The 14,448-nt window shown below is 31.1% G+C and carries 8 protein-coding genes and 1 tRNA gene; 3 read left to right on the forward strand and 6 right to left on the reverse strand.

Going from position 1 to position 14,448, the window contains the following annotated elements:
* Position 1 precedes the first annotated feature (1 nt).
* Together EYD46_RS13840 and EYD46_RS13845 are read left to right on the forward strand one after the other, a co-directional pair.
* Positions 2–796, forward strand: coding sequence for a universal stress protein (locus EYD46_RS13840; protein WP_130937768.1), 795 nt, complete (start codon positions 2–4; stop codon positions 794–796).
* A 5-nt stretch (positions 797–801) separates the two neighbouring features.
* Positions 802–875: transfer RNA gene (locus tag EYD46_RS13845), tRNA-Ala, on the forward strand.
* Between the two features lie 31 nt (positions 876–906).
* Here the strand turns inward: EYD46_RS13845 and EYD46_RS13850 are convergent.
* The 5 genes from EYD46_RS13850 to EYD46_RS13870 all read right to left on the reverse strand — a co-directional run bounded on the left by EYD46_RS13850 (position 907) and on the right by EYD46_RS13870 (position 10,980).
* Positions 907–2,583 carry a glycerol-3-phosphate dehydrogenase/oxidase gene (locus EYD46_RS13850; protein ID WP_130937769.1) on the reverse strand — a complete coding sequence of 559 codons (1,677 nt, stop codon included), beginning with the start codon at positions 2,581–2,583 and terminating at the stop codon, positions 907–909.
* Positions 2,584–2,593: 10 nt separating this feature from the next.
* Entirely contained in the window at positions 2,594–3,433 is an 840-nt protein-coding gene (locus EYD46_RS13855; RefSeq protein WP_130937770.1) for an alpha/beta hydrolase family protein, read from the reverse strand.
* Positions 3,434–3,435: 2 nt separating this feature from the next.
* Positions 3,436–6,186 (reverse strand): PD-(D/E)XK nuclease family protein, encoded by a 2,751-nt coding sequence (locus tag EYD46_RS13860; RefSeq protein ID WP_130937771.1) that lies wholly within the window; start codon positions 6,184–6,186, stop codon positions 3,436–3,438.
* Positions 6,187–6,263: 77 nt separating this feature from the next.
* Positions 6,264–7,667: an OmpA family protein gene (locus tag EYD46_RS13865; RefSeq protein WP_130937772.1), complete on the reverse strand. Its 1,404-nt coding sequence runs from the start codon at positions 7,665–7,667 to the stop codon at positions 6,264–6,266.
* 169 nt (positions 7,668–7,836) lie between these two features.
* A complete protein-coding gene (locus tag EYD46_RS13870; protein ID WP_130937773.1) occupies positions 7,837–10,980 on the reverse strand; it encodes a UvrD-helicase domain-containing protein in 3,144 nt (1,047 codons plus the stop codon).
* 122 nt (positions 10,981–11,102) lie between these two features.
* Between EYD46_RS13870 and EYD46_RS13875 the strand changes: the two genes are divergently transcribed.
* Positions 11,103–11,711: a superoxide dismutase gene (locus EYD46_RS13875; RefSeq protein ID WP_130937774.1), complete on the forward strand. Its 609-nt coding sequence runs from the start codon at positions 11,103–11,105 to the stop codon at positions 11,709–11,711.
* Positions 11,712–12,469: 758 nt separating this feature from the next.
* Here the strand turns inward: EYD46_RS13875 and EYD46_RS13880 are convergent.
* Positions 12,470–14,368 (reverse strand): amidophosphoribosyltransferase, encoded by a 1,899-nt coding sequence (locus EYD46_RS13880; RefSeq protein WP_130937775.1) that lies wholly within the window; start codon positions 14,366–14,368, stop codon positions 12,470–12,472.
* Positions 14,369–14,448: the final 80 nt, after the last annotated feature.

The following is a 14,448-nucleotide window of genomic DNA, read 5'->3' on the forward strand; positions in this document are numbered from 1 at the left end:
GATGAAAAATATTTTAGTTCCTGTAGGTTCGTCAAAAAATGCAGTAAGTCATTTACAATATGCTATAGATTTTGCTGAAATTTTTGGAGCAAAGGTGTTTGTTGTTCAGGTTTATAATGTATTTACTAAGGCTGGAACAATGATAAAGGTAGATCAAATCATTGAACGTGAAAGTTTGGGTTTTTTGAATGGTTTGGTAGCCCAAGTTGACAAGAAAAATGTTGATGTTTTTGTAAAAACCTTAAAGGGAGATTTAATAGATACTTTAGAGCTTGCTTGTAAGGCTGCTGATGTGGACTTGGTATTGATTGAGCCTAAAACAACATCTATAAGAGAAGAGGTATATTTAGGAAGAACCTCTGGAAAAATAATTAAGCAAATGGATGTGCCAACATTGATTGTACCTGAAGGTTATAAGTTTTCTGTTCCTTCAAATATTTTGATGGCAATAAAATCTGCAATTATTAGAAAAGATAATGTGTTAAAACCGCTTAAGGAGATACAAGATAAATTTAGTTCTATTGTAGATTTATTATTAGTTAAAACCAAATATCATAAAGAGGTAGATTTTATTGTTAATGATGATTTAAAAAGTATCATTAATAAAACTACTAAAACTGAGAATGCAACTACTTTTCAAGGAGTACTAGAGCATTTTCAATCACATAACCCTAGTATGTTATGTGTTGTAAGACGAAAAAGAGGCTTCTTCGCAAAGAAATGGGAAAAGAATACTATTTTGAAAAAGGATTTTCATAGTAGTATTCCTGTATTGGTGTTGAGTGGGTTGAAATAAAAAACGGGGATGTAGCTCAGTTGGCTAGAGCGCTTGACTGGCAGTCAAGAGGTCGTCGGTTCGAATCCGATCTTCTCCACAAAAAAGCAACATCTTAGGGTGTTGCTTTTTTATTTAAAGTCCTCGTTATAATACGTAGTGGCATCTTTAAGTGCTAGATTAAGTTTTTCTTCTTCGGTTTTTATTCTGTTAGCATCCCAACTTAAATATTCTGACATATCTCTTACAATGCAGTTTTTATAGTATTTGACACTCTTAATATCAAAATATAGTCTGCCTGTACGTCTAACAAAAAAATCGGTTAAACCATTTACCAATTCACAATGCACACTATACCATAGTTCTGCACGTATCAAACGTTCTAAACTATCACTATTTTCAAACTCATTTGATTTTTTAATAATAATATCTGCTTGCTTACCATAAGAACTGCATAAATACCAAGCATAATAATGGTCCTTTACTCCTAGCTTTAATAACTGTTTTTCTAAACTTTGCTGATATGCTCTTACCTCATCTTCAGATTTAAGAGGCGGATTAACCAAAGGCATCGTTTCAGTAGTTGGCTGATTAAGTTTTAATGTGTCATCTTTAAGCTTATATGTTTTAAAAACGGCATCTAATGCACGGTACGCCATTTTTCTATAACCTGTTAGTTTACCTCCTGCCATAGATATTAAACCACTCTTGGAGATGAAAATTTCATCTTTTCGAGATAATTCTGAAGCAGTTTTGTCGTCTTCATGAATAAGAGGTCTTAACCCTGCCCAATTTGATTCAATGTCATTCAATGTTAAGTTAACCGTTTGAAACATATTGTTTACGGCTTGTAAGAGATAATTAGCATCTGCTTTAGTGGCAATTACACGATCTAAACTACCTGAATAATCTGTATCTGTAGTTCCTACATAGGTTACTCTACCTCTTGGTATAGCAAATACCATTCTGCCATCTGATACATCAAAATAAATAGATTGTTTTACGGGTAATTTTTCAAAAGGGAATACCAGATGTATTCCTTTTGTTAGATGTAACCGCTTTTTGGTAATTGAGTTATCTTTCTTTCTAATAGTATCAACCCAAGGGCCCGCAGCAGAAATGTAATTTGTAGCTTTTATTGTAAATAGTGTTTTCGTATTTGCATCTTTACAATTAACACTTTCAATTTTTGCTTGCGTATCATAATTAAATGATGTCATTTCACAATAGTTAACAATAGTAGCTCCTAAATGTGTTGCTTTTTTTAAAATTTCAATTGTTAATCTAGCATCATCGGTTCTGTATTCCGCATAAAGTCCGCCACCAATTACAGTTTGCTTATCTAGTAATGGTTCTTTACTTAAAGTTTCTTCTTTGTTTAGCATTTTTCGTCTGTCTGTACTTTTTACATCAGCTAAAAAATCATAAACTCTTAAGCCTATAGCAGTCATAAGCTTGCCGTATGTACCACCTTCAATTAATGGTAGTAACATTTTTTGTGGAGAAACTAAATGCGGTGCTAAATTGTGTACGATAGCACGTTCTGAACCGGACTCCCTAACCAAGCTTATTTCAAAGTTTTTTAAATAGCGTAAGCCTCCGTGAATGAGTTTGGTAGATTTATTACTAGTACCAGAGGCGAAATCATTTTTTTCAACAAGACATACTTTTAATCCTCTTGCTGTTGCATCTAAGGCGATACCTGCACCAGTTATACCTCCACCAATAATAACCAAATCAAACGTTTCAGTATGTAATTTAGCAATTTGCTTTTCTCTATTTAAAATTGAAAAATTTGAAGCTTTCAAACTTAAGGTGTTACTTTATAAAATCACTTATTATCACAATTACACTTTCTAATGTTTTCGACATTTTTTGATCATACCAAGGGTGTTTCGTATTAAACACATGGTCTGCTCCTTTAATTATTTTCAATTCACTTTTAGGATACCATTGATGTAATTTATGTGCTTCATCTAATAAAACACTAGTATCTGCATCGCCATGAATGATAAGATATGGGGTTTTAAGGTTTGAAACGGCACGTTTTATAGTGAGACGTTCTTCATTTTCAATAAAATCTTCATAAAATTGGTAATAATGAGGCATTTGCTGTTTTGTACGTCCATTTAAAATATATTTTACACCATCTTTCTGCCATTGCTTTAAATCGCCAATAGTAGAGCTTCTTTTACCGTAATCGCAAACTCCAGCTAAACTTATAACATTAGAAATCCGATCATCCTCTTCTGCTTTTATAGTAACTATACCTCCACCTCTACTATGACCAATTAGACTAATATTGTCTAAATCAACCTCAGATTTAAAATCAGAATTATTATAAATCCAATCAATTACTGAAGCCAAGTCATCTAATTCCTTGGTATAATTATTATTTCCAAAAGCCTCTAGGTCGGGAAAATCAATAGGTTGTTCTACTGTGCCACCGTTATGTGAAAAATTAAATTTTATAAAAAAGAAACCGTTATTTGCTAAAGACTTAGCCATCAAATCCCAAGCGCCCCAATCTTTAAAGCCTTTGTAACCATGACAAAAAACAACAATTGGTTTGGGCTTTTCATTTTCTTGGTAGAAAACATCAGTTAAGATAGGTTTTGAATGCTTTCCTTCAACACTACTGTTTTTTATAATATTCATAACTAAACTTCTTTTTCGGTAAAATCAATATCAGGATTACAGATTTCTACAATAAGCGCCTTTAATTCGTTTTCAAATGCTAGAATAGTCTCATTTGTTATTAATGTATCTTTTTTGCCTCTCGTACTTTCTTTTTTTGCAAATTTTAAAAATCCTGAATTTAAATTTTTAAAGGAAATTATACCCGCCTCAATAGGTAACTCTATTTGTTTGGATTTACACATCATATAAGCGTATGTTAACACCTGAAAGCTTTTACTGTACTTCTTATAATCTGTTGTTATGTCCTCCCAATCTACAATTTCTACTTGATTTTGTTGAACACTACCTGTTTTGTAATCAATAATTCTAATAACTCCATTATATTGATCTACACGGTCTACTTTCCCAGTTATTCTAACAGGAAAATCAAGCTCAGGAATTACAATTTCTATGGAATTATTAGCTTCAATTTCAATAATTTTAATCTCATTCCCTGCTTTCAAAGCTTCTATTTCAGTATTTAGAAAGTTTAAAACATAACGCTTAGCTATTTCAAAAATAATTAGATTTTTCCCTTTTGTTATGTCGCCTTCTTTGTATTCATTTTTAAAATGGTAGGTTACTTGTTCTTCAATTTTAGGTTTCAAACTTTTTATAGTATCTACAGTTAGAATCTGTCCAATAAAAGGTTTATAAAAATCTTCAAGGGTATTATGTACAATAGTTCCCAAAGTATTTGAAGCTACAATTTCTTCAACATCATCATACTCCCGTATTTTTAAAATCTTCTGGTAGTAAAAATCGATAGGGTTTCTTATATAATTTGTTAAAGATGAAGGTGAGAATCCTTTTTTTGCAACCTTATAAATATCTTGTAATAAGCTATTTGTTTTTTTTATTTCAACTGTAGTCTTTTCAATTTTAGGTACTCTAGGAATGATAGTTTTATGATTAATAGTGTGTATACCTTCCAATTCTAATTGCGTAATAAAACGACTTTTCTCACCTCCAGTAAGTATATCTGCCTCAGTATTATAGAGAATATAAACGTTTTTTGCCCGTTGTAGTAACCGATAAAAATGATAGGTATATACTGCATCTTTTTCCTTATAAGTAGGAAGGTTGTTTTGCAATTTTACATCAAACGGAATAAATGAATTATTACTCTTTCCTGATGGTAAAACACCTTCGTTTACGGATGAAATAATAACAGTTTCATAATCTAAAACACGAGATTCTAACATACCCATAATCTGCAGACCTTCTAAAGGTTCCCCATGAAAATCAAGTGTTTCATTTTGTAATAATTCTTTATAAACGTTATGTAATGCTGAAATATCTTTGATATGCTTATAATCTGAATTTAAGCGTGTTATTTCATTAAATAAAACATTAAAACGATACAGGTATTCCAAAGACAATCGGTTTGAAGACTTGTTAATATCCAATCTCTTTTTGATGGCTAAGATTAAAGCAGAGCATTTAGACAATATATTATTGATTGAAGCATCCCAGTTTGAAAATAACAAATCAATTGTATCACTATAATTCGGAACTATAGTTTTTAATTTTTCAGTTGAAATATAACTAAGGTTATTATTGTTGATATATAGTATAAGTTTATCTGCTACATCTTTACCGCTAGTATTAAGCAATAATCTTATAAATTGATGAGACAAAACAGATTGTATATCTTTATAATAGAAACTATTTGATTTTGTTTTATGAATACGAAATAATTTTTCAAATAAAGAAGCTAAGGGAATGGATTTTAGTGGAAATCCCATGGTAATATTTAATGCTTCAATATCTGAAGGTAGTGAATTTAACACAGGGATTAGAAGATTTTCATCTCCTAAAACAACTGCTGTGCTTTGCAAATTTTTATTTTCTGCTCTTATATCATGAAGTAATTCCCCAATGTATTTCGCCTGTCCTACATTTTTAGGTACTCCAAAGACAGATATTTTTTTTGGTTTAGAATAATTATCTGTAGGCCATTTAAAAGGATGATTTTTAAAATACACCCAGTTTTTATGTGCTCTAGTAAAAAGTGCTGCATCATGCTTATCACTATCTAAAAACACCTTATCTATATCCCAATAAATTTGTGCTAAATCATTTTGAAGTAATTCTTGAATTATAGTTTCCTCTGCTTTGTTTAAAGCGTTAAAGCCCAAAAAAACTAACTTGTTATTGTTAGTATTTTGAACGAAAGATTCAATATTTTCTACTGCTTCTCTATATATCAAACCTTGGTATCCAATGCCATTGTTTACTAATGAGGTTGTAAAATCTTCATAATAACTGCTAAGTTTATTCCAGAATGACAAGTAGTTTTTAATAAATTCTGTTTGCTTATTTTCAGACGACCAATGATTAATTTCTTGTATTGCACTTAAATAATCAAAGATTTGCTGTTGGGGAATAAGATAGCGGTCTATCTCATTAAAATCTTGTAAGAGCAGTTGTCCCCATTTAGAAAATGATTCAAATGTATCCTGTTTTGATTCATCTGTAAGTTTTTGATATGTAGAATAAAATTCAAAAAGTAAATCTGTGTTTGTAACACTTTTAAGTTGAGACAATTCTTCAACAAATTCTTCAATACTTAAAATTTCTGGAGCAAAAATAGGCTGACTAGTGGTCTTTGATATTTCGTGTTTTAAAAATAATCCAGCTCTTTTACTGGGGAGTACAAAAGTTAACTCTGATAAGTTATAATTACTTTCTTGCAGGTCTGTTAAAACATCAAAAATAAACGAGGTCATAGATGTATAAAAATAAAAAACGCTTCGGGATTACCGAAGCGTTTTTTCAACTTATTATTTTATAAAGTAACTCGCTCTTATTTAGCTAAGTTAATTTCAACACGTCTGTTGTTAGCTCTACCTTTTCTAGTTTTGTTAGTATCGATAGGCTTAGACTCACCGTATCCAAGAGCAGAAAGTCTGAATGCATCTATTCCGTGGCTAGTTAAGTATTCTTTTACAGAATTAGCTCTAGAATCAGATAATCTTTGGTTTAATTTTTCACTACCTACACTATCAGTATGCCCTTCTACAGTAAACTTAGCTGTTGGGTATTCTTTTAGGATAGCTATAATATCAGCTAAAACAGCTTCAGATTGAGCTTTTATACTAGATTTACCAGTATCAAATAAGATAGTTTTAGCGTACTCATTTAAAGTTTTTTGAACTTCTTCTGATACTTCAGGACAACCGTTATTAGCAACAGTTCCCTTTACATCTGGACACTTATCATCCTTATCTAAAACACCGTCACCATCAGTATCAGGCCATGGGCATCCTTTGTTAGCGGCAGGACCTGCTTGCTCAGGACATTTATCATCAGCGTCAGTAACACCATCTCCATCAGCATCTGGACAACCAGCTAAAGCTTTTAAACCAGCGACTGTAGGACAGTTATCATCTTTATCAACAACACCATCTCCATCTCCATCAGGACATCCATTAAATTCAGCTGCACCTGCTTCATTAGGACAGTCATCTTTACTATCTTCAATACCATCTCCATCAGTATCAGGACATCCATTGAATGCTTCTAAACCAGCAACATCTGGACACGCATCATCTTTATCGTAAATACCATCACCATCAGTATCTGTACCTCCAAATCTAATTGAAAGTCCAGCAGTGTGTTGGAAGTGAGTTTGTAAATAATCTTCGAATGCATGCTTATAAGCAGTTTGTACTGTTAAACCAATATTGTCGCTAAACCAAACATTAAAACCTAATGTTCCATTTAGTGTACCAGCTCCAACTTCGTCAATCCATGTGTATCCACCACCGATACCAACATAAGGATCAAAAGTACCCCATCCTAAGACTTCTCCGATACCATATTTAATAGTTCCATCTATACCATAATATGATAAATCATCAACATTATTAGTCTGTTCTGGAAGTAATTTAACTCCGTTTGCATCAGTAGCATCTCCCCATTTATCTATTTTATTTAAAGATCCAGCTATTCCAAAAGAGAAACCATCTCCAACGTACTTAGAAACAGAAACAGTAGATAGGGATGGCAAGATGTTGTAGTGATCACTAGCATTAGCAAATTCATCAAAAATAGTTTCACTAAAGTTCCCTCCATCACCAGATGGATATGCATCAACTGCATTTGTCCCAATAGTAATTTGCCATGGGTTGTTTTTGTCTTGCGCATTTATGTTGCTATAACTTAGTACAAACAACATAGCGAACAATAATCGGCTAAGATTTTTCATATTCAAAAGTTTAATTTTTAAGTGTTAATTGTGAACAAAAGTAAGTTGTTAAATGTTATTAACAAAGACAAATATATAAAAAAAATGCAGATTACCTTTATTCATAGGTATTTCAAAATGATTTTAGATAACATTTTTTGTTAATGGGTATAATAAAGGAAAATAAACTTTAAAACCTTTTTACCAAAATATCATCATTAACGTAAACAAGTATTTTTTCTGCCACCAAATATCCCATATCTTTGATTAAAGCTTCATACTTATCTAATTGATTTTTATGTTTGTGATGTTCTTCTCCTGTTTTATAATCAATGATTGTAATGGTATTATTTTCTTTATCTAAAACCAATCTATCAGGTCTTAATATCTTTCCAGAACTTGAAATTATATCTCGTTCGTTAATCACTAAATATTTTAAACTGTAGTATTTTTTAAGTTTAGGATGCTCTATTATTGTTTTAATAATGTTTTCAAGAGTTTTCTTTTGAATTTCTGTTATTTCTGACGAAATATAAAATTGATTTACAGCTACTTCTACATCATTGTTGGTTTTTATATTTGCCATAATATCATGAACTAGATTCCCTTTTTCAATAGCATTCTCTTGGTGTGTATCCCATAACATTCCTGACTTTGTAACTATTGTAATATTTAGATTTTCTTTAGGATTTGAAATAAAAGTATTCTGCTGATGCACTATTTGCTGTTCTTCAGTTTTAGTGATAACTGTTTTAAAATTACCATAACTATAGAGAGTTTTTGATGGATCCCATAATTTTTTTTGTTTTAAAAAATTTATCAGTAATCCGGAGTATTTCTTGTTTTTTGACTCTTCTTTTAAGTTCTCATCGTTTTTAGATATTATGTAAAGTTGTTCCTCAGCCCTAGTTAGTGCTACATATAATAAGTTAATATTGTCTAATTCTTGTTCTGCTTTGTGCTTCTTATAAATTTCTACACCTTGATTCCCAAAATATTCAAAATCATTATTAAAATTTAGCAATGCATATTCAAAACCATTGTACTGTTTATCATCTAAGGAAAACCATTCTTTAGGTTCTATCTCTTGATATAAATTTAAATCTGCAAAAGGAAAAATAACTATAGGAAACTCCAACCCTTTAGATTTATGAATAGTCATTATCTGCACAGCATTTTGTCCTTCAGAGGAAATAATGGTAAGGGTCTCTTTCTTCTTATCAAAGTATTCTAGAAATGCCGCCATATCTGAACCCTTTTTTTGATAAAAATCAAGCACTATATCTAAGTAATATTGAATATATGCATTTGGGGCTATTGTTAAATTAAAACATCTAGCTATAGATTCAGCTAAATCATATAAAGGCAGTTGTACTAAGCTATTGTAGTTTATGTAGATATGATATTGCTCTAGAGACTCAAACAACATGGTTACTGATAAGTTGATATATGTAGAAAAGAACTTATGCTCATCAACAATCTTTAGTAGTTTTGCTAAATATATTAATACTTCAATTTTTACTTCATTATTTTCTGGTTGCGATAAGAGCTTTAAAATATTGTTTATAAAATTAACCTCTTGACTATTAACTATTAATAAAGTTTCTGATGATAAAATAGGAATATTATTTTCACTGAGATAATTAGCAACGGCAATTCCTTCTTTTTTGTATCGGACTAAGATTGTAATATCTGAAAATTGAAATCCTTTAAAAATACAGGTATTAATAGTGTTTAATAATGCGTTACAGTATTTATCGTTTCTATCATCATCTTTTTCGATATCTAAAAAAGATAATTCAACATAACCATCGTTTTCTATATGAGTGTTTTGGTGCGCTTTTTCATAAAGGTTTACATAGTCTAAATTTTGAAATACAGTTTTTGAAATAAATGAGAACAAGCTATTGTTGAATTCAATAATTTTTTGAGAACTCCTGTAATTAGTATCTAAACAGTTTACTTTCTGTTCTATATAAAATGGCTGTACTGTTTTATTAAACAAATCAATAAATTGTTCTGCTTTCCCTCCTCTCCAACGGTAAATAGCCTGTTTAGCATCTCCTACTAACATAGTGCTTCCACTTTCAGCAGAAAGTGCATTATTGATAAGCGGCATTAAATTTTCCCATTGCTTTATTGAAGTATCCTGAAACTCATCAATAAAATAATGTTTAAACTTCTCGCCAATACGTTCGTAAATAAAAGGAGTAGGTTGATCTTTAATTTCTTCGCTTATAATACTATTGAACTCTGAGATCAACATTTTATTTTGGTCTTCTTTTATCAATGCCAATTCTTTATGAATAACATTTAAAACAGATAGTGGTGTTATATTTTTATAAAATGCTTTTAAAAATTTAAGATGAAATACATTTGCCTTTATTGTTTTGTAAAATAGTTCTATTTCTGGAAGGATTTGATCTATCGTACTAGCTAAAACAGGATCTAAAGTTTTATTATAAATACTTTTTCTTTCCGAAATATTTTCTTCAAGTTTATTATCGTATAAACGATAGAAATCTAGTTTTACAACTTTTTTAAAATGATTAGGGAGTGTACCTCTTAAAAAATCAGAATGCTCTAAACCAGCTTGTTCAATCAAATCTAAAGTACTTTCAGCATTTTTTTTTATAATTATTTCAGCTTCAGAGACTTTTACTTTTAGAACTTGCTTTAACACTCTAAAATCTTCAAGCGTTTTATCTTCAAGTTTCTTAATATAAGGCAAGTCATTTTCACTTAATAACAGTTTTGCTATTTTGTTAAAATCTAATGCAACATCCCAACTTTTATCATCATCAGCTTTTTCAATGGCAAAGTCTACCAAAATATTGGTAAGTTGCACATCCGTTCCTGCTTTATTTATTAGACTATCTACAGCTTCATTTAGTAATACATCTTGGTCTAATTCAACTTCAAAATTTAAGGGCAACTTTAAATCGTAAGCAAAGGTTCTTATAATCCTATGTGTAAAACCATCTATAGTAGAAATATCAAAAGCTGCATAATTATGAATAATAGTATCTAAAACTGTTTTTGATTTTTGGTAAAGTGCTTTTTCTGACAAGTCCAATGTTTGACATAAGTCATTAAACATTTCATTATCTGAAGTTTTTAAAATTGATTCATCTGAAAATACTTTCAATGTATCAATAATACGCCCTTTCATTTCAGCTACAGCTTTATTAGTAAAGGTAATTGCCAAAATACGTTTAAAAAGATCTTGGCTTTTAGTTCCTAAAACTAATTTTAAGTAAGACTTTACAAGAGTATAGGTTTTACCGCTACCTGCTGAAGCATTGTAAATAGTAAAATCACTAGGTGTACTCATACTTAAAATTTGCTTACAAGATAAAAACTCTCAATGAGTTCATAACGATTTATTATTTTTAATTGATACCTTTTATGTCTAACTTTGTTGAAATTAAATAATAATATTTTAAATAAATAATTATGGGTTTTGAATTACCAGAATTGGGCTACGCTTACGATGCGTTAGAACCACATATAGATGCGAGAACAATGGAAATACACCATTCTAAACATCACGCAGGATATACAAGTAAATTAAATGCTGCCATTGAAGGTACTGACTTAGAAGGGAAATCTATTGAAGACATTCTTACTAATTTAGATATGAGCAACGGAGCAGTTAGAAATAATGGAGGAGGATTTTACAATCATTCTTTGTTTTGGAGTGTTATGAATCCTAATGACGGTGGGTATCTTTCGGGAGATCTTAAAGATGCTATTGAAGAAGCTTTTGGATCTAAAGACGGCTTCCTAGATGCATTTTCTAAGGCTGCTGCAACTCAATTTGGATCAGGTTGGGCATGGTTGTGTGTTCAAAAAGGAGGTAAAGTAGAAATTTGCTCTACTGCAAACCAAGATAATCCTTTAATGCCAGGAATTGGCTGTGGCGGAACACCTATTTTAGGTATTGATGTTTGGGAACATGCGTACTATTTAAACTACCAAAACCGTCGTCCAGATTACATTAAAGCATTTTTTAGTGTAATTAACTGGAATGAGGTTGAAAGAAGATACGCTGAAGCAAAATAATTTGTACAAAATCTTAAGTCTAAAGCAAATTCAGAAATGGATTTGCTTTTTTTATGGGCGTTACTCTCCTAAGGTCGGGTCTAGTTATTCTCTATACCTGGCAGCCAGCAGGCAGGTCTTTTGGTTTTGTAATTCCTATACAGGTAATCTACTATATTACAAAAAAGGATTTCTTGTAAGTTCTAGGCATTAAAAAATAAAAAGATGCTGCTTCTATTTCTAGTGTACTAGTTTGCCAAAGTATTTTTAATTTGAAGCTGCTTTACTATTTATAAAATGTAGAATTTAATACTAAAAAAGAGCTTCCCATTTTCATGAGCATGGAAAATGAAAAAGGTGAACTTTTTTAAGTTCACCTTTTTGCCCCAAATCTACCATAAACTTAACCTACTTATGTTATGGTGGTTCAAAGATATACTCCAGCTAGAGCTTACAAAAATATTTTGGCTGAACTGCTTATATATTGGCTTAAAAGAAATACTGTAAATAAATGCGGATGAATGGTATTACTAAACGATATAAAATTTGTAAATGCCTTATAATACAATTCTCTTTTCTTAAGAAAAATGTATAAAAAAAGGCGAACAGTTGTTCACCTTTTTTTGCCCCAAATCTACCATGAACTTAACCTACTTATGTTATGGTAAGACCAATTTATATCTATTTAAGATAATCAGAATATTTATTAGATGAATTGCTCATTTATCAGACAAAACGCATCTTTTACGGTTTAACCGTAAGTAAATTATCGAATTGAATTAATAAGCTCTTTCCTTATTGCCTTCATAAAAATTAATAAATGCTCGGTTTACCACTCTATTACCTCCATCAGTAGGATAATTACCTGTAAAATACCAGTCTCCCAAATTGAGTGGACACGCCTTATGAAGGTTTTCAACAGGTTGAAACAATATTTTTACTTCAGCTTTTATTGAATCATCACTAAGCAACTCAGAAATCTTTAAAGAGACTTCTTCATCTGTAAACGGCGCATAGATTTCTTTTACATAATTCTGAACATTTTTATCTTCAAAATTTTCTTGAGCCTTACACTTATTATATACCTCTTCTACTAGATGATATTGACCTCGATCTTTCAACAAAGCTAATGCAGCTCTAAAGGCTACTAAATCTTCTAATCGAGCCATATCTATACCATAGCAATCAGGATAACGAATTTGTGGTGCAGACGAAACTACTACAATACGTTTTGGCTCTAAACGATCAAGCATTTTAAGGATACTCTTTTTTAGTGTAGTCCCTCGTACAATACTATCATCTATTATTACCAAATTATCATTTGGTTTTATAACACCATAAGTTATATCGTAAACGTGTGCTACTAAATCATCTCGACTACTATCTTCAGTAATAAATGTTCTTAGTTTTACATCTTTAATTGCAATTTTTTCTACACGAATTCTTTCAGAAAGAATCTCGGTAACTTCGTCTGCAGAAATATTACGTCTTCCATTTAAAATGGTTGAAGTTTTTAATTTATTCAATTCAGATTCTGCAGTTTCAATCATACCAAAGAAAGATGTTTCGGCAGTATTTGGTATATATGAGAATACAGAATTCTTTAAATCTCCATCAATAGCTTCCAATACTTTAGGCATTAATAATTTACCTAACATCTTACGCTCTTTGTAAATTTCAGCATCACTTCCTCTTGAGAAATAAATACGTTCAAAAGAACATGCTTTTCTTTCAAGTGGCTCTAATATCTTTTTAATAGAAAAATCTCCCGATTTTTTAGTAATTATGGCATGACCTGGAGGCAACTCGTTTACATCTTCAAACTTTACGTTAAATACAGTTTGAATTACAGGGCGTTCTGAAGCTACAACGATTACTTCATCATCACTGTAATAATAACAAGGTCTTATACCAGCTGGATCTCGTAAAACAAATGAATCTCCATGCCCAATTAATCCTGCCATAGCATAACCTCCATCCCAGTTTTTCGCAGCACGTTTTAATATTTTAGAAACTTTTAGACGTTCTGCAATTAATGGAGAGGCTTGTTGTTTATTGTAACCCTCTTTTTTTAAGTCTTTGTATATTTTACTTACAGCGTCATCTAAAAAATGACCTATTTTTTCCATTACCGTAATAGTATCGGTATACTCTTTAGGATGTTGACCTAGCTCTATTAAATTCTGGAAAAGCTCTTTTACATTAGTCATGTTAAAGTTTCCAGCCATAATTAGGTTACGGTGCATCCAGTTGTTTTGTCTTAAAAAAGGATGTACGCTTTCTACACTGTTTTTTCCAAAAGTACCATAACGTACATGCCCCAAAAACAACTCACCTATATAGGGAATATTTTTCTTCTGAAGTGCTACATCCTCATTATATTCTGGATGGTTTTCAAATTCAGTATTTATACGCTTATTTATCTGATCAAAAATATCCTGAATGGGTTGCTGTGCAATAGAACGCACTCTACTTATGTAACGTTGTCCTGGTTTAACATCCAGCTTAATACTTGCAAAACCAGCTCCATCTTGTCCACGGTTATGCTGTTTTTCCATCATCAGATACATTTTATTTACACCATAAAATGCACTGCCGTATTTTTTTTTGTAAAATTCTAATGGCTTTTTAAGTCTAATGAGTGCAATTCCGCATTCATGTTTTAAAGCATCGCTCATGTTTGTATTTGTTGTTTTATCTCGCTTTCGCGGAACTAATCAATATGTAAAACAAAAACACACTCGTTTAGAGTGTGCAT

Source organism: Hyunsoonleella pacifica, assembly GCF_004310335.1.
In the GTDB taxonomy this organism is placed as follows: Bacteria; Bacteroidota; Bacteroidia; order Flavobacteriales; family Flavobacteriaceae; genus Jejuia; species Jejuia pacifica.

What these genes read in the sequence shown, in the direction of transcription:
- EYD46_RS13840 (WP_130937768.1), top strand. Translation starts at nt 2, where the DNA reads ATGAAAAATATTTTAGTTCCTGTAGGTTCGTCAAAAAATGCAGTAAGT.
- EYD46_RS13855 (WP_130937770.1), bottom strand. Translation starts at nt 3,433, where the DNA reads ATGAATATTATAAAAAACAGTAGTGTTGAAGGAAAGCATTCAAAACCT.
- EYD46_RS13860 (WP_130937771.1), bottom strand. Translation starts at nt 6,186, where the DNA reads ATGACCTCGTTTATTTTTGATGTTTTAACAGACCTGCAAGAAAGTAAT.
- EYD46_RS13865 (WP_130937772.1), bottom strand. Translation starts at nt 7,667, where the DNA reads ATGAAAAATCTTAGCCGATTATTGTTCGCTATGTTGTTTGTACTAAGT.
- EYD46_RS13870 (WP_130937773.1), bottom strand. Translation starts at nt 10,980, where the DNA reads ATGAGTACACCTAGTGATTTTACTATTTACAATGCTTCAGCAGGTAGC.
- EYD46_RS13875 (WP_130937774.1), top strand. Translation starts at nt 11,103, where the DNA reads ATGGGTTTTGAATTACCAGAATTGGGCTACGCTTACGATGCGTTAGAA.
- EYD46_RS13880 (WP_130937775.1), bottom strand. Translation starts at nt 14,368, where the DNA reads ATGAGCGATGCTTTAAAACATGAATGCGGAATTGCACTCATTAGACTT.